Source organism: Colwellia sp. Arc7-D (assembly GCF_003061515.1).
Lineage (GTDB): Bacteria > Pseudomonadota > Gammaproteobacteria > Enterobacterales > Alteromonadaceae > Cognaticolwellia.
In genome coordinates, this window is the sequence record NZ_CP028924.1 from 851,934 (window position 1) to 867,432 (window position 15,499).

The 15,499-nt window shown below is 32.7% G+C and carries 17 protein-coding genes; all 17 read left to right on the forward strand.

All coding sequences use genetic code 11. From position 1 onward, the window contains the following. Window positions 1-11 precede the first annotated feature (11 nt). Entirely contained in the window at window positions 12-1,130 is a 1,119-nt protein-coding gene (locus DBO93_RS03725) for a Wzz/FepE/Etk N-terminal domain-containing protein (RefSeq protein WP_343215942.1), read from the forward strand. Further along, entirely contained in the window at window positions 1,131-2,168 is a 1,038-nt protein-coding gene (gene wecA / locus DBO93_RS03730; RefSeq protein ID WP_108455124.1) for a UDP-N-acetylglucosamine--undecaprenyl-phosphate N-acetylglucosaminephosphotransferase, read from the forward strand. It abuts the gene before it with no gap. Window positions 2,169-2,445: 277 nt separating this feature from the next. Then, a complete protein-coding gene (locus DBO93_RS03735) occupies window positions 2,446-2,850 on the forward strand; it encodes an FdtA/QdtA family cupin domain-containing protein (RefSeq protein WP_108455125.1) in 405 nt (134 codons plus the stop codon). Next, window positions 2,840-3,289, forward strand: coding sequence for an acyltransferase (locus DBO93_RS03740; RefSeq protein ID WP_108455126.1), 450 nt, complete (start codon window positions 2,840-2,842; stop codon window positions 3,287-3,289). The genes DBO93_RS03735 and DBO93_RS03740 overlap by 11 nt, the downstream gene beginning before the upstream one ends. Continuing rightward, window positions 3,286-4,389, forward strand: a complete 1,104-nt coding sequence (locus DBO93_RS03745; protein ID WP_108455127.1) for a DegT/DnrJ/EryC1/StrS family aminotransferase — start codon at window positions 3,286-3,288, stop codon at window positions 4,387-4,389. The genes DBO93_RS03740 and DBO93_RS03745 overlap by 4 nt, the downstream gene beginning before the upstream one ends. Beyond that, window positions 4,382-5,686 (forward strand): CDP-glycerol glycerophosphotransferase family protein, encoded by a 1,305-nt coding sequence (locus DBO93_RS03750; protein WP_108455128.1) that lies wholly within the window; start codon window positions 4,382-4,384, stop codon window positions 5,684-5,686. Before DBO93_RS03745 ends, DBO93_RS03750 begins: the two co-directional genes overlap by 8 nt. Window positions 5,687-6,080: 394 nt before the next feature. Beyond that, entirely contained in the window at window positions 6,081-6,527 is a 447-nt protein-coding gene (locus tag DBO93_RS03755) for an adenylyltransferase/cytidyltransferase family protein (protein ID WP_108455129.1), read from the forward strand. Continuing rightward, complete coding sequence (locus DBO93_RS03760; protein WP_108455130.1) at window positions 6,493-7,134, forward strand: SDR family oxidoreductase; 642 nt, start codon at window positions 6,493-6,495, stop codon at window positions 7,132-7,134. The genes DBO93_RS03755 and DBO93_RS03760 overlap by 35 nt, the downstream gene beginning before the upstream one ends. Before the next feature lie 427 nt (window positions 7,135-7,561). Beyond that, window positions 7,562-9,007, forward strand: a complete 1,446-nt coding sequence (locus DBO93_RS03765) for a lipopolysaccharide biosynthesis protein (protein WP_108455131.1) — start codon at window positions 7,562-7,564, stop codon at window positions 9,005-9,007. After that, complete coding sequence (locus DBO93_RS03770; RefSeq protein WP_108455132.1) at window positions 9,004-9,888, forward strand: glycosyltransferase; 885 nt, start codon at window positions 9,004-9,006, stop codon at window positions 9,886-9,888. The genes DBO93_RS03765 and DBO93_RS03770 overlap by 4 nt, the downstream gene beginning before the upstream one ends. A gap of 1 nt (window position 9,889) precedes the next feature. Beyond that, on the forward strand, window positions 9,890-11,167 hold the full coding sequence (locus DBO93_RS03775; RefSeq protein ID WP_108455133.1) for a hypothetical protein: 1,278 nt from the start codon (window positions 9,890-9,892) through the stop codon (window positions 11,165-11,167). A 16-nt stretch (window positions 11,168-11,183) separates the two neighbouring features. Then, a complete protein-coding gene (locus DBO93_RS03780) occupies window positions 11,184-11,630 on the forward strand; it encodes a glycosyltransferase (protein ID WP_108455134.1) in 447 nt (148 codons plus the stop codon). 38 nt (window positions 11,631-11,668) lie between these two features. Continuing rightward, window positions 11,669-12,118, forward strand: a complete 450-nt coding sequence (locus tag DBO93_RS03785) for a hypothetical protein (protein WP_108455135.1) — start codon at window positions 11,669-11,671, stop codon at window positions 12,116-12,118. Window positions 12,119-12,365: 247 nt separating this feature from the next. Further along, window positions 12,366-13,130, forward strand: a complete 765-nt coding sequence (locus DBO93_RS03790) for a glycosyltransferase family 2 protein (RefSeq protein WP_108455136.1) — start codon at window positions 12,366-12,368, stop codon at window positions 13,128-13,130. Window positions 13,131-13,134: 4 nt separating this feature from the next. Then, entirely contained in the window at window positions 13,135-14,016 is an 882-nt protein-coding gene (rfbA, locus tag DBO93_RS03795) for a glucose-1-phosphate thymidylyltransferase RfbA (RefSeq protein WP_108455137.1), read from the forward strand. Further along, entirely contained in the window at window positions 14,016-14,564 is a 549-nt protein-coding gene (rfbC, locus tag DBO93_RS03800) for a dTDP-4-dehydrorhamnose 3,5-epimerase (protein ID WP_108455138.1), read from the forward strand. The genes rfbA and rfbC overlap by 1 nt, the downstream gene beginning before the upstream one ends. 29 nt (window positions 14,565-14,593) lie before the next feature. Continuing rightward, window positions 14,594-15,490 carry a dTDP-4-dehydrorhamnose reductase gene (gene rfbD / locus DBO93_RS03805; RefSeq protein WP_108455139.1) on the forward strand — a complete coding sequence of 299 codons (897 nt, stop codon included), beginning with the start codon at window positions 14,594-14,596 and terminating at the stop codon, window positions 15,488-15,490. Window positions 15,491-15,499: the final 9 nt, after the last annotated feature.

The window sequence follows — 15,499 nt, forward strand, 5'->3', positions numbered from 1 at the left end:
AATGAACTTAAATGCGAGTTATTGTGAAAAGTCATAAATTGCAAGGAAGTACTTCAAGTGAAGTCAACGCAATGAATTCAAAAGAATTTTATCAGCAACAACACCTCACCGAAGACGACGAAATAGATTTGGCCGAACTGTGGCATGCTATTTGGTCAGGCAAGCTATTGATTATTATCATCAGTGCTGTATTTGCCATATCATCAGTTTTATATGCGATAAATCAACCGAATATTTATAAAGCTACAACCTTATTGTCTCCAACTGGTGATCAAGGTGGAGCCGGAGGTTTGGCTAAAATGGCTGGACAGTTCGGCGGTTTAGCAAGTTTAGCGGGTATTAACCTTGGCGGCGGTGGCACAGATAAAACCGGCCTTGCGCTTGAAGTATTAAAATCACGATTTTTTCTAGAAAAATTTATTACCAAACATAGTTTACTTGTGCCATTAATGGCAGCAAATAATTGGGATATTAATACTAATACACTCATATTCGATGAAGAAATTTATAATACAACGAACAAAATATGGATAAGAGAAGTAAAAGCGCCTAAAAAACCTGAACCTTCTTCATGGGAAGCATTTCAAGCATTTAAAGAGATTTTGTCGATAGCCACTGACAAAGAAACGGGCATGGTAACAATGTCAATAGAACATTACTCACCAGAAATTGCTACTCAATGGTTAAAGTTATTAGTCGATGATATTAACAGCACTATGCGCGAAAAAGATAAAATTGAAGCGCAAAACAGTATTGACTATTTAACTAAGAAATTAGATGAAACACAATTGTCAGATATGCAAACCGTTTTTTACCAGCTGATCGAAGAACAAACAAAAACTATAATGCTAGCTGAAGTTTCAAAAGAGTATGTATTAAAAACCATTGATCCTGCCAATGCACCAGAAGAAAAAGCTAAACCTAAACGAGCCTTAATTGTTGTACTTGGAACTATGCTAGGTGGTATTTTATCGGTACTAATAGTTTTAATACGCTATTTTACTAAAAAAAGTACACCGACTAATCTTTGTAATGACTCGTTAAGTGATAATAAATCAGAATTTGATACGAGTCAGGCAACTGAAGTGAGCCATAAAAACCAAGCACTCGGCAAACAGGAGTACATTTAGATGATAGTCACTGTATTAACTGCCTTAAGCGCTTTTTGTTTTGCTTTCTTGGCTATTAAATTATTCAAGCCAATTGCAGTAGATGTTGGTTTAGTTGATAAACCCAATGCAAGGAAGCATCACGAAGGGCAAATTCCTCTTATCGGTGGCATTTCTATATTTGTTGCAGTGTTAGCGGCGAGTTTGCTATGGTTGCCTAATACACTAGAACTTCGTATGTACCTAATTGCCTCAGCGATGATGGTGTTTATTGGTGCACTTGACGATAAATTCGATCTTAAAGTACGCATTCGTATTGTTGGCCAAATTATTATTGCCAGTCTAATGATCTACGGTGTGGGGGGCTATATTGCCAGTCTAGGTAACTTATTCGGTTTAGGTAATATCGAGTTAGGCCCTTTAGGTATAATATTTACTTACTTTGCCATAATTGTAGTCATAAATGCCTATAACATGGTAGATGGTATTGACGGTTTAGTAGGTAGTTTAAGCCTAAATACCTTCACCGCTATTGCAGTATTATTTTTAATGAGTGGCAATAGTGGTTATTTAAGCTACCCGTTAATTTTAGCCACAGCCACTTTACCTTATTTAATGTTTAATCTGGGCTACTTTAAAAAATATACCAAAAAAATATTTATGGGCGATGCCGGTAGCATGTTTATCGGCCTAAGTGTTATTTGGTTATTAACCATTGGCACACAAGGTGAAAATGCCTCATTTAGGCCTGTAACAGCTTTATGGATATGTGCAATACCGTTAATGGATATGCTAGCGATAGTTATGCGCCGTTATCGCAAAGGTAAATCCCCTTTTAAACCAGACCGTGATCATTTGCACCACATATTGCAACGTGCAGGCTTATCATCACGTCAAACACTGTTGGTAATATCAATAGCTTCTTTCGTTATGTCATTAATCGGTGTTTTAGGTGAATACTTCCAAGTGCCTGAAAGTATAGAATTAGCTTTGTTTGTAGTTATGTTTATTCTTTATAATAAGTATGCTCGACACTTTAGTTGGAAGTACGATGAATAAACCTTTCTACTGTATTGGACATGTATACTGGATAAAAGCTCTATTTTGCCAATATGAAAGCGAGTAACACGTTTAAGGTGATCGCATCAAATGTGTGACGAGCAGATATTTTAGCAGATTAAAGTTTTACTATTAAAATAAATCACTGTTCTGTTTATTCAAATAGCGCAATCATTTTTTTGTCGAGCTAGCAAACTAATTCTATATTAAATCAAATAAGTGCAATGGATAAAACTTAATATATTATGTGTAGTGTATTCATTAGAAAGAGAGTTAAATGGAAATTAAATTAATACAATTACAAAGCCATGGTGATGAACGTGGCTCTTTAGTATCGTTAGAAGAGCAAAAAAATATCCCGTTCCCTATTAAGCGTGTTTACTACGTGTTTAATACTAAAGATAAAGTACGCCGAGGATTTCATGCTCATAAGGAACTAAAACAATTAGCTATTGTTGTTAAAGGATCTTGTCGCTTTTTGCTTGATGACGGTAAAGAAAAAATAGAAGTACTTTTAGATAATCCAGCTCAAGGTTTATATATAGAGTCTTTTATCTGGCGAGAAATGTTCGACTTCTCAGATGATTGTGTCTTAATGGTTTTAGCTGATGCTTTTTATGATGAAGCTGATTATGTAAGAGATTATGAAGAGTTTACTAAAATGGTAAGCCATGATTCATAATCTTTCAGATGTTCAATCTAGCAATATTGGTGATAATACAAAAGTTTGGCAATTTTGTGTAATTTTACCTAATGCTATTATTGGTGATAATTGCAATATTTGCTCTCATTGCTTAATTGAAAATGACGTTGTTATTGGCAATAACACTACAATTAAAAGTGGTGTGCAAATTTGGGATGGAATAACCATTGAGGATAACGTTTTTATTGGTCCTAATGTGACATTTACCAATGATAAATCACCTCGTTCAAAAATATACCCTGAAAGTTTTTTAAAAACATTAATTAAAAATAACGCATCTATTGGGGCAAATGCAACAATATTACCAGGGGTGATAATTGGAGAGTTTGCAATGGTTGGTGCAGGTTCTGTAGTGACTAAAAGTGTTAAACCATACACAACCGTTATCGGTAATCCAGCAAGAGAAGTTAGTAAATGATACCCTTTTTAGATTTAAAAAAAATAAATGCTCAATATGAAATTGAACTCAAAGAGGCTTGTTCTCGCGTTATCGACTCAGGTTGGTATATCTTAGGTAATGAAGTTACCGAATTTGAAAAAGAATTTGCCACTTATTGTGAAACTGAGCATTGCTTAGGGGTTGCAAATGGTTTAGACGCGTTAGTGCTGATACTGCGTGCATATATCGAAATGGGCATTATGCAAAAAGGTGATGAAGTGATCGTTCCTTCTAATACCTATATTGCTTCAATATTAGCAATTTCAGAAAATGGTTTAACACCAATCTTGGTCGAGCCAAATATTGACACCTTTAATTTAGACCCAACCTTGGTAGAGCAAGCGATTACCGGCAAAACTAAAGCAATACTAACTGTTCATCTTTATGGTCAAGTTACCGGCATGGATGAATTAAATGCAATTGCTAAAAAGCATAACTTAAAAATTATTGAAGACTGCGCACAAGCACATGGTGCTTTGTACAAGGGTAAAAAAGTTGGATCATTAGGTGATGCTGCAGGTTTTAGTTTTTATCCAGGTAAAAATTTAGGTGCCCTTGGTGATGGAGGTGCGGTTACAACTAATGACAGTGAACTAGCCACTACAATTGCAGCATTAAGAAACTATGGCTCACACGAAAAGTATAAAAACCTCTACAAAGGTATGAACAGTCGCTTAGATGAAATTCAAGCGGCTATGTTACGGGTGAAACTACGCTATTTAGACAATGAAATTCAAGCTAGACAATCCGTGGCTAAGGCATATTTAGAAGGCATTCATAATCAATTCATCGAATTACCCGTTGTTGAAGATGTTAACGCGCATGTGTGGCATTTATTTGTGATTAAAACGACGCAACGTGTAGAGTTAGCTAAACACCTAAATGACAATGGTGTACACTCATTAATACACTACCCAATACCTCCACATAGGCAGCTTGCTTATCAAGAGTGGAAGGATGATAGTTTTCCTATTTCTGAAGAAATACACGAACAAGTGTTAAGTATTCCTATTAGCTCTGTGATGGATAGTAAAATTATTAATGAAGTGATCAGGTTAGTGAATAAATACAATGTATAAAAGAATAATAACATTTATACCGAAACCAATTAAAAACCAATTGAAAAAGGTTATAACTTTTTACATAAATAAGACTCTTTCTAAAAAAATGAGAGTTAAGCATCAAGAGTTATTAACAGAGATAAAAAATAAAGATAAAATCAAAGTTGTTTTCTTAGTTATTCAACACAGTGTCTGGAAGGTGGATAGTGTTTTTAAACGCATGCAGAATGATCCATTTTTTGATCCTGTTATTCTAATTTGCCCTTATATTTCTAACGGCGAAGAGAATATGATTCATGATTTAAATGCAGCTTACAATTTCTTTAAAACGAAAAATTACCCAGTTGTTTCTTCACTAATAAATAATGGCACTTCACTCAATTGGTTAAAGTTAAAAGAACTACAACCTGATTTGATTTTTTTTACAAATCCTCACAAATTAACTAGGCCAGAATATCATAGTGAAGCGTATTTAAATTATTTAACTTGTTATGTGCCATATCATCATGAAGTGGTTTCATGTAGTAGAAACTTAGATCAATATAACCAAGTTATACATAATGGTCTTTGGAGAATATTTGCTCCTCATCAATGTTCCAAGGACGCATATAATAAATATTGTACGAGTAAAGATGGTAATGTTTTAGTCACAGGCTATCCAAGTTGTGAAGATTTATATAATAAAACCATTGTGGATGTATGGAAATATCAAGAAAAAACTAAATTGAAAATTATTTGGGCACCTCATCATACAATCGACAATGATAGGATACCATATTCAAATTTCCTTCAATATGCCGATTTATTTACAGATCTTATAAAGAAGACAAAAGATCATGTGCAGTGGGTTTTTAAACCCCACCCAATGTTAAAATACAATTTATATTCACATTCAGATTGGGGTGAAAATCGAACAGAGCAATACTATAACTTTTGGCATGAAAATGAGAATACTCAACTAGAAGAAGGGGAGTATGCTCCATTATTTCAACAGTCTGATGCATTGATTCATGATAGTGGTTCATTTTTAGCTGAATATCTATATTTAAAAAAACCAGTCTTATTTACGGCTAGAACTGAAAACTATAAAGATTATTATAATGATTTTGGTCTGTGTGCATTATCTAGTATAAAAGTCGCAAAAGAATGGGAAGAAGTCCTACAATTTGTTAATGCGCTTATAGATGGGGAGAATGGAATCACAAGAGAACATTATCATTTCATAGAAAAAAATATCGAACCTTTTTTTAATGGTACAACACCATCAAAATTAATCGTAGATTCAATTAAACATGAATTAAAGAGTGAAAAATAGAAAAGTTTAGCTCTATGACTGCTTGAAATATTTAATGTTAAAAATTTACGTTTCATTGAAAGGCTAAAATCTATTGGTATAATTTGAGTGTCGGTGCAATAGTATATAAATTTAATGAGATTAAATTAAACAAGAGTTATATTTGCTTTGAGCCAAAGTCTGAAATGTTACTAGCTGTCATTGGGGGGGACTGGGTAGTCTGAAACTCGCAGTGTTTTAGTAAAAATATGTTTTAAATTTGGCATTTAAGGGGCCCTACAGATATAAACTTCTTAAGTAAAGTGCTTTAAGAGATCAAGTTAAGGTTATTTAGAAATCCCTTCAGGTACTTGGTTAAAATGATTTATCCAAGTTATCCACGTTATGTTAGTTATGTTATTTTTTTGAGGTAGTTATGTCTATTGTTTATGTATCGGGAACATTTGATTTGTTTCATAGTAATCATTTAAAAATGATTCAATATGGGCGTGGTCTAGGGAATACTTTGATTGTTGGAGTTAGTACCGATGAGTTAGTTTCCAGTTATAAAAAGCCACCAGCTGTACCTTTTGAAGAAAGAATAGCCATAGTAGAAGGGTTGAAAGGGCCTGATCTTGTCATTCCTCAACATACACTAGACCATGAAGAGACAGTAAGTAAATTAAATATTGATATTTTTGTGATTGGTGATGATTGGTATGGAAAGTATGATTACCTTAAAGAGTTAGGAGTACAGGTTTTTTATCTTCCATATGGTATGGGGGTTAGCTCTTCTAATTTAAAAAAGAAAATATATGACCAATACGCAGATATGATTAAGGAAAGTGATGAACACCCAATCCCAGAACCTAAGGAAAAGTAATTTACTTATTACTGGTGGACATAGTGATTTAGCTAAATATTTAGTCACTGTGTTAAATGAAAAATTTAAAATATACTCGCCAAGTAGGGATGAAATGGATGTTACTTCCATTTCAAGTGTATCTAATTATGTATTGGGTAAAAATTTTGATGTTGTGATCAATGCAGCAGGAACTTTATATTCCTCGGATGTTATCGATTCAGAACCAGAAAAATGGATACGAGATATAAATGTTAACCTAATTGGTACATATTTAGTGTGCAGAGCTTTGTTGCAGAAAAACCCAAAATGTAGAATTTTGAATATTGCGTCAACAGCAGGATTTAATTGCTACCAAGATTGGACATCATACTGTGCGTCAAAAGCAGGAGTTATTAAATTATCGGGAGGCCTTTTTAAAAATGGTTTTGATATTATCACTTTATGTCCAGGTGCAATAGCGACTAAATTACGAAATAATTTAAAAATTTCTAATCAAAATGTAATGACAATACAGGAAGGTTGTGAGCCTATAATAGATGCTTTATATTCTAAATACAAAAGTGGGGATGTCATTTTGTACAGGAAAAATAATTTAAAAGTTGTCGATTATAATTATCATGAATGAAACAACTTTACATTATTTCAATAAGGAATACTGTCTCATTGAGTCTACTCATTGAGTCTACTCATTGAGGATTGGATTATAAGTATAAACTACTTAAGTAAGGTACTTGGAAGTCTTATATTATATGAACTTTGTGTTATTTACGTTGGTGTAAGACATTGCATTTTGGGATGTATAAACTAGATTTTTTAGACCCTTATCATCTGTGTAAAAGTAAGTGCTAATATCTAGTGCTTGGTTATGAGTTACTGACATCAAATATTACTACTGTCTTTAGTACCTTTTTCCTGAGCTTTACAAGTGTTAGTCAATAAAAAGTGTGATAGATATAACTCCTATGAATATCAAAGTTTGTTTGGCTAGGTTAACATCTAGCACCTTATTACTATCTTACATTTAACAGGGCATTTTTTAAAAGATATTTTTTATGAGTTTAAAACAAATAGCCCTGAGAGGAGTTGCGTGGAGTTTATTCGATAAAATTTTAAACCAAGCGGGCAATTTTATATTGCTAATTTACTTATCAAGAATTTTATCACCTGCTGATTTTGGCTTAATTGCTATGCTCGCTATTTTTTTAGCTGTGGCACAATCGTTGATCGATTCTGGATTTTCACAAGCACTGATACAGAAAAGCCAAAGTGTTACTGAGACTGACCTGTCGACTGTATTTTATGTTAACTTTGTCGTTGCTATTATTCTCTATTGTTTACTTTATGTATCAGCACCTTTTATTGCTACCTTTTACAGTCAACCAGAACTAACAAGTTTATCTAGGGTGTTGTTTATTGTTGTCATTATTAATGCAATAGCTTTAGTTCCTAGGTCAAAATTAATGATTGAGGTTGATTTTAAGACTCAAGGGTTAATAAACACCGTTGCAATGCTAGTAAGTACCAGTGTGGCAATATATATGGTGCATAACGATTTTGGCTATTGGGCATTAGTGGGCATGAACTTAGCCAAAGTATTGGTAAATTCTATTTTATTAATAGTCTACTCAAAATGGTATCCTAAGTGGCTGTTTTCTATCGAGTCATTTAAAATCCTGTTTTCATTCGGTTCTAAATTATTGATCGCAGGCGTTATAGCAACCACAGTGCAAAATTTATATTCAATTTTAATTGGTCGTTACTTTAATGCGACACAAGTTGGTTACTTTCAGCAAGGTTATAATTACACTAATATGTTATCAGGTACTCTGACTTCAGTAGTTCAGGGGGTAACCTTTCCAATTATGACATCAATACAAGAAGATAAAAATCGCTTGATTGAAATGTATACCAAAGTAATGGGCATTGTTGTATTTGTTACGTTTCCAGTGCTTGTTGGTTTCGCTGCTGTTTCAGAAGAGTTTGTTTTGATATTTTTAGGTGAAAATTGGACACCTATAATACCAATACTCATTGTTTTATCTTTTGCTCGTTTAGTTACACCAATAAGTAGTTTGAATTTAAATATACTTAATGCTAGTGGTCGCTCTGATTTGTTTCTAAAAACAGACTTGAGTAAGTTACCTATGACAATAATAGCTCTTTTTATAGCTATCCCTTATGGCATATTAGGTGTGGCAATCGCGCAGTTAATTACTACCTTTATTTCGTTTTTTATTAATGCGTACTATCCAGGGAGACTTTTTGGATTTGGAGCGTTAGAGCAATTAAAGCAAATTTTTCCAATAGTAATATCAACCTTTATTATGTATCTGAGTATAGTTTTTATTAAGCTTGAATCTATCGAAGTACAATTTATTGTAAAAATATTTACAGGTATTTTTGTCTATATATTAATGTGCAATATTTTAAAAGTTTCTTCATATAAATATATTACTAATATCTTTTTTGTACGAATAAATGAGTTTAGAGTAAAATGAAAAAAACTAAAATTTCAATAATTACGCTTACTTATAATAATTGGCGTTTAATAGAACAAGCAATTGAGTCTGTATTCAATCAAATTTTAGAACCTGGTTTATCATATGAATATTTAATCGTTGATGACGGGACTGCCGATTTCAATCAGATTTTTGTACTTGATTTAATTGATAAATATAAATATAAAAATATAAACTTGGCCTTTAAAATTATTATTAATGAAGTTAACTTGGGGACAGTAAAGTCTTTTAATAATGCTATTAAACAATCTTCTGGGGATATTATCATACCATTATCAGCGGATGATGAGTTTTATGATGAATATGTAATTGGTATGCTAATTAAAAATTTTTCTGTTTCGAATGCACTTGTACTTACCGGAATTCCAATTAGAAAAACTAAAACAACTTACAACATATCTACAATAAGTAGTCAAAAAAAATTATTTAAATCTCCCCAAAAATTACTGAAGTATTTATTGGTCACAGGGAATATAATTTCTGGGGCATCTACCTATTACCGTCGAGAGGTTTTTGATGAAATTGGCTACTTTGATGAACGTTATTCGCTATTAGAGGATTACCCTTTTTATATTCGTTGTCTAGAAAATGGCGTAATGATCCATTTATTTGATCAGCCGGTAATAAGATATAGTGTAGATGGTGTTTCTAGCTCTACGAATATGCACCCAAAATTGGTACAAGATTATGAACTATTGAATAATCACATTTTAGGTTACTCCTCCATAAATATTTTTGAGAAAAGAAAAATTATTTTTAACCGTGTGTTAGATAAAAAATCAAAAAGAAAACTCATTAATGTTTTTAAATATTTTGATCAATATATATATTATATTTTCACTCGTTTTATAAAGAAATAACATGGGCTATTTAGTAGAATTTGCAAGACTTATAATTAGTGAACAACTTTATTATTACCTTGCTTTAACCCTCTTGTTTTTTATCACTCAATTTATAATTATTAGAAAGCATCTATATAGTATTTTCGATCCTCTTAGTTTTTTTATTGTATTTAATAGCTTTGCTTGGGCTACTGCAATATTAGCTAGTAGCGATTACATTGATATTATAGATATAACTATTATGAATTTAGCCTTCATTATTCCAGGTGTTTTTATTAAGCCTATTAACTTGTCTGTTTGCCAAGCAGCCTTACAACTCAGAACTCGACGTATTGATTTTCAAATATTTTATATTTTTTTCTTAATCTTTATTCTATCAACATTGCTCTTATGGATGGTAAAAGGGATACCTTTATTTTCAGGGAACCCTGATAGGGCAAAAATTTTAATTTATCAGGGAGGATTCGGTGTTGTTAGGTATATACATTTTGTTATGCCATTATTTTGTATATTATTTTCTCTTTATTGCTTAGTTTATAGAAATAATGATTTTTTTACTAAATTGACGTTATGGTTTATAGCCTTATTCTCTATTATGGTTTTGTTATTCTCTGGCTCGAAGTCATCTTTATTACCTATAGTCTTCGTGTTAGGATTCTTAGGTGTATTAGACAAAAAGAATCCTAAAGCTAAAAAGTTAAATAGATTAAGTTATTTTGTCTTCTTTTTAGCTGTTGTGATGATGTTAGTTGTTTTTTCTATTGTTTCGAACAGTTTAAATTTAGAATTTATATTTGAACTATTTCTTATCCGTATGATTGCTTTTGGTGATACTTTCTATTTTTGGTACCAGTTTGAAATAAAAGATAAAATTGGGGATGTTAACCTTATTTATTATTTATTATCACCATTATTAGAAATGTTAAAAATAACTGAGCACACTCATCCTTTAGGTGCTCAGTTAGTAACTGCCTCTACAGGTGAAAAGCTTGTTACATTTGGACCTAATGGTCAGTTACCAGTTTTATTATCGTTAGCGTCAAACTACTTTAAGTACCTTTTATCTTTTATGTTTGGGTGTATTTTCTTTTTACTAAGAAAAAATATGATTGTTATTGTAACTAAGCTTGGAATGATGGGAGTTTTGCTTTTCAGTACAGTATTCTTTTCATTAACATATATATATACGGATATTTTATTACTTCTTTCGAAGTTTTATTCTGCAATTGTTGTGTTTTTTATTTTTTATTTTGTTTGCTCTTTATTAAAGAAGAGTAACTTTCAGAGACTTAGATAGGTATAGTTTAGATTATATGATTATTGATATTGTAATAGCGTCTTATAATGGCAGTCGGTATATAAAGGAGCAAATAGAATCGATCATTAATGATCCTGATTTCAATTATATTAATAATATAATTATTTCAGATGATGGCTCTCAAGATGATACTGAAGTTCAAGTAAGGTCATTTGGTAACAACAAAATTAATTTTATAAAGAACCAAGGAAATAAAGGGCCAGCAGGTAATTTCGTTAATGCTCTAAGCCAAACAAATGCTGATTATATTTTTTTTTGTGATCAAGATGACGTATGGTGTAATTCACGGATAGTTAATTTTATAAAAGCGATACCTAATATTAATAATGATTCACCTGGTGTGATTTATTCTGATTTACTTGTAGTAAATTCTGAACTAGAAATTATTAAACGTTCGTTTTACAGTCACGAATCAATCCCCCCCAGTGGCCATATAAGTTAAGTAATTTACTTTTACAAAATAGTACACCAGGATGCGTCATGCTCATCAACAAAAAAGCTAAGGATCGGCTAATTGATACTTTTAATGAAAATACAATAATGCACGATTGGTGGGTCCTACTATTTGCATCACTTCATGAAAATGTACACTTTATAGATATTGCAACTTTAATGTATCGACAACATGACGATAACTCTATCGGGGCTAGCAAAAAAATTGGAATGAAAGCTATAATAAATAAAGCAATTAATGGGCATGTAAATATTAAAAAAGCTTTTTTACAGTCAAATTCATTTTATAATTCTTTGGAAAAAGATGAGTTGAAGTTACTTACAGAAAGTCAAAATTATTTATTTTCTTTTTACAGGAATTATTCACAACTTAGTTTTTATCAACGACTCAAATTTTGTTTAAAAACAGCCCCTCTAAAATCTACATTGACGAAAAATATATATACGAAAGCCATCTTGCTGTTAGGCTTGAAATAAACCTATTATCGCCTTAAGGCACTTAATAAATACTTGTATTTTGGTATTAGTTAAAGTTATTTTACTAAGAGGTTAGCCCAGTATTAAGGTGTGTAATATTCAATCAGAGATACATTGTTTATATAAAAATATTGGCTGAACATCAGAATGTTTATAGTCTTTTTTACCAATATATTTTCTATTAAATTATGTAAATCTTTATTGAGAAGAAATTTAAATATGAAAAGAATTATTTGGTAGAGACTTTATGAATATTTGTATATCAGTTGTATCTCATGGCCACTTAGGTATTTTAAAAAATTTAAATGTATTGCCTAATTTAGCAAAAAATAAAATAATAAAAGTACAGCTACAAGATAACTGTAAAGAGAAGGGGTTAAAAGAGTGGTGCTTAGAGAATAACATTAATTACGAATGTAATAATGAATTTTTTGGCTTTGGTCATAATAATAATATTGTTTTTACAAGATTTAAAAATGCATTACAAACTCTAGATGATGGATATTTTGTAGTTTTAAATCCAGATGTAGTGATTAATGAAGCACAGTTATTTGAACTAATAATTACAATGCAAAGTAATAAAGCTAAAGTAGCCGCGATTAACCTTTACAAAGATAAAGAATATAAAGAATCTGATGATTCTATAAGAAATTATCCCAAGCTATCAGACTTTATAAGGTCATTTCTGTTTAAGAATAATCCTTCAGTAATAGACAAAAGCAAAGTTAACAAACCCTGTTTTGTTCCATGGGCTGCAGGATCGTTTCTATGCTTCACCATGAAACATTATGAACGGCTTAATGGATTTGATGAGGGGTATTTTATGTATTGTGAGGATTTAGATATTTGTTATCGTTCTGATTTGCAATATAATGCTAAGGTTTTATATTGTCCAAATATAAAAGCTATACATTTAGCTCAGCATGCCAATAGGACAATTTTTTCAAAACACTTTATTTGGCATTTATGCAGTATTTTTAGATATTTTAGTAAACGAATTTTTGGGATTTAATACAATGAAAAGAAAAGGAATTATTTTAGCTGGTGGCAGCGGCACTCGCCTCTACCCGCTAACCAAAGTAGTTAGTAAGCAATTGATGCCAGTGTACGATAAACCAATGGTTTACTATCCCCTTGCTACGTTAATGCAGGCAGGTATTAGGGAAATACTGATTATTTCGACTCCTGAAGAAATTAATCGATTTGAAGATTTACTCGGCAATGGCGAAAACTTCGGTGTTTCAATCTCTTATAAAGAACAACCTAGCCCAGATGGTTTAGCGCAAGCTTTCATCCTTGCTGAAGAATTTCTTGATGGAGCCCCTGCTGCACTAGTGCTTGGTGATAACATGTTCTATGGGCATGATTTAACTAAGTCGCTGCAAAATGCCAATTCGCAAGAAACTGGAGGTACGGTTTTTGGTTATCATGTTTCAAACCCTCGTTCATACGGTGTGGTTGCATTTGATGATAGTGGTACGGCAATTTCGATTGAAGAAAAGCCTGTTGAACCAAAGTCAAACTATGCGGTTCCTGGTTTGTACTTTTTTGATTCACGTGTGGTTGAATTCGCTAAAAATGTTAAGCCTTCGCCTCGTGGTGAATTAGAAATTACTGATGTAATTGATCAATATTTAAAAGCAGGCGAGTTAAAAGTTGAGATTATGGGACGTGGTACTGCTTGGCTTGATACGGGGACTCACGATGATTTACTCGCAGCGGCACAATTTATCGCTACTATTGATAAACGACAAGGTTTAAAAGTTAATTGCCCTGAAGAAGTGGCATATCGTAATGGCTGGTTAAGTGAATCAAAGCTACGTGAAATTGCACAACCTTTACGTAAAAGCGGTTACGGCGAATATTTAATAAAACTGATTGAAGAGCGTGTATTTTAATGCAATACATTGATACCGCTATTGCGGATGTTAAAATAATTGAACCGAATGTGTTTGGTGACGAACGTGGTTTTTTTATGGAAACCTTTCGTGTTGATGAATTTACTTCACAATGTTCAGATCGTACCTTTGTGCAAGACAATCATAGTAAATCGAGTCATGGCATATTACGTGGTTTACATTATCAACTGAAAAATACCCAAGGCAAATTGGTTCGGGTTACGTCTGGTGAAGTTTATGATGTTGCGGTTGATATGCGTAAATCGTCACCTACTTATGGTCAACATGTAGGCGTAGTACTTTCTGGCGAAAATAAACGTCAGTTGTGGGTGCCAGAAGGTTTTGCGCATGGCTTTTATGTCATGAGTGACTCAGCAGAGTTCGTTTATAAATGCACCGACTATTATGCACCCGAGCATGAAGTGTCGTTGTTATGGAACGATCCAGCGTTAAATATTCAATGGCCGCTTCGCGATGGCGATAAACCTTCGTTATCAGCAAAAGATGAAGTCGGTTTATTGTTTAAAGATGCACCTGCATTTAAATAAATACTTTGCTAAATATAAATAAATAGATAATGACAGATCACAACACAATGAAAATAATCGTTATTGGAAAATCTGGCCAACTCGCTTGGGAATTAAGTCAACTTTCAACACCTGAACAAGAAGTTGTTTGCTTAGGCCGTGATGATGTTGATTTGCAAGATGTTTCATCATTAATTAGCAGTTTAAAACAGCATAACGCCTTAGGTGTTATTAATGCTTCAGCCTACACCGCAGTTGATAAAGCTGAAGGCGATGTTGCAAATGCCTTTGCGTTAAATGCAATGGCTGTGGGGAATTTAGCACAAGCGTGCAAAGCACTGTCAGTGCCATTTGTGCATATTTCAACAGACTTTGTTTTTCATGGTGATAAAGGTTCGCCTTATTTACCCAGTGATGAAATAAACCCGTTAGGTGTTTATGGTGCGAGTAAAGCGCAAGGTGAACAGTTAATTGCCAATATTTACCCTGAGCGAAGTGTTATTATTCGCACGTCTTGGGTATATTCAACGCACGGTAATAACTTTGTAAAAACGATGCTTAATTTGATGGCATCTAAACCTGAGTTGGGTGTGATTAGTGATCAAATTGGTACGCCAACTTATGCTAAAGGTTTGGCACAAGCTTGTATTGCCAGTTTACATAGCCAAGTGGTTGGCGTTCATCATTATACTGATACTGGTGTGGCTAGTTGGTTTGATTTTGCTGTAGCAATTCAAAACATTGGACTAGAATTGGGTTTATTAGATAAAAAAATTCTGATAAAACCTATTACAACTGCACAATACCCAACACCTGCCCAGCGACCACATTACAGTGTGTTAAATAAAGCGAGTTTAGTTAACGCTTTGCCTGAACTTTCGTTAATGCATTGGCAAGAACAGCTAACAGATATGATGACAGCGTTAAAAGATGAGCGCGAAGCATAGTTAAATTAT

What these genes read in the sequence shown, in the direction of transcription:
- wecA (WP_108455124.1), top strand. Translation starts at nt 1,131, where the DNA reads ATGATAGTCACTGTATTAACTGCCTTAAGCGCTTTTTGTTTTGCTTTC.
- rfbA (WP_108455137.1), top strand. Translation starts at nt 13,135, where the DNA reads ATGAAAAGAAAAGGAATTATTTTAGCTGGTGGCAGCGGCACTCGCCTC.
- DBO93_RS03760 (WP_108455130.1), top strand. Translation starts at nt 6,493, where the DNA reads ATGAACACCCAATCCCAGAACCTAAGGAAAAGTAATTTACTTATTACT.
- DBO93_RS03770 (WP_108455132.1), top strand. Translation starts at nt 9,004, where the DNA reads ATGAAAAAAACTAAAATTTCAATAATTACGCTTACTTATAATAATTGG.
- DBO93_RS03780 (WP_108455134.1), top strand. Translation starts at nt 11,184, where the DNA reads ATGATTATTGATATTGTAATAGCGTCTTATAATGGCAGTCGGTATATA.
- rfbC (WP_108455138.1), top strand. Translation starts at nt 14,016, where the DNA reads ATGCAATACATTGATACCGCTATTGCGGATGTTAAAATAATTGAACCG.
- DBO93_RS03725 (WP_343215942.1), top strand. Translation starts at nt 12, where the DNA reads ATGCGAGTTATTGTGAAAAGTCATAAATTGCAAGGAAGTACTTCAAGT.
- DBO93_RS03750 (WP_108455128.1), top strand. Translation starts at nt 4,382, where the DNA reads ATGTATAAAAGAATAATAACATTTATACCGAAACCAATTAAAAACCAA.
- DBO93_RS03740 (WP_108455126.1), top strand. Translation starts at nt 2,840, where the DNA reads ATGATTCATAATCTTTCAGATGTTCAATCTAGCAATATTGGTGATAAT.
- DBO93_RS03755 (WP_108455129.1), top strand. Translation starts at nt 6,081, where the DNA reads ATGTCTATTGTTTATGTATCGGGAACATTTGATTTGTTTCATAGTAAT.
- DBO93_RS03735 (WP_108455125.1), top strand. Translation starts at nt 2,446, where the DNA reads ATGGAAATTAAATTAATACAATTACAAAGCCATGGTGATGAACGTGGC.
- DBO93_RS03745 (WP_108455127.1), top strand. Translation starts at nt 3,286, where the DNA reads ATGATACCCTTTTTAGATTTAAAAAAAATAAATGCTCAATATGAAATT.
- rfbD (WP_108455139.1), top strand. Translation starts at nt 14,594, where the DNA reads ATGACAGATCACAACACAATGAAAATAATCGTTATTGGAAAATCTGGC.
- DBO93_RS03785 (WP_108455135.1), top strand. Translation starts at nt 11,669, where the DNA reads ATGCTCATCAACAAAAAAGCTAAGGATCGGCTAATTGATACTTTTAAT.
- DBO93_RS03790 (WP_108455136.1), top strand. Translation starts at nt 12,366, where the DNA reads ATGAATATTTGTATATCAGTTGTATCTCATGGCCACTTAGGTATTTTA.
- DBO93_RS03775 (WP_108455133.1), top strand. Translation starts at nt 9,890, where the DNA reads ATGGGCTATTTAGTAGAATTTGCAAGACTTATAATTAGTGAACAACTT.
- DBO93_RS03765 (WP_108455131.1), top strand. Translation starts at nt 7,562, where the DNA reads ATGAGTTTAAAACAAATAGCCCTGAGAGGAGTTGCGTGGAGTTTATTC.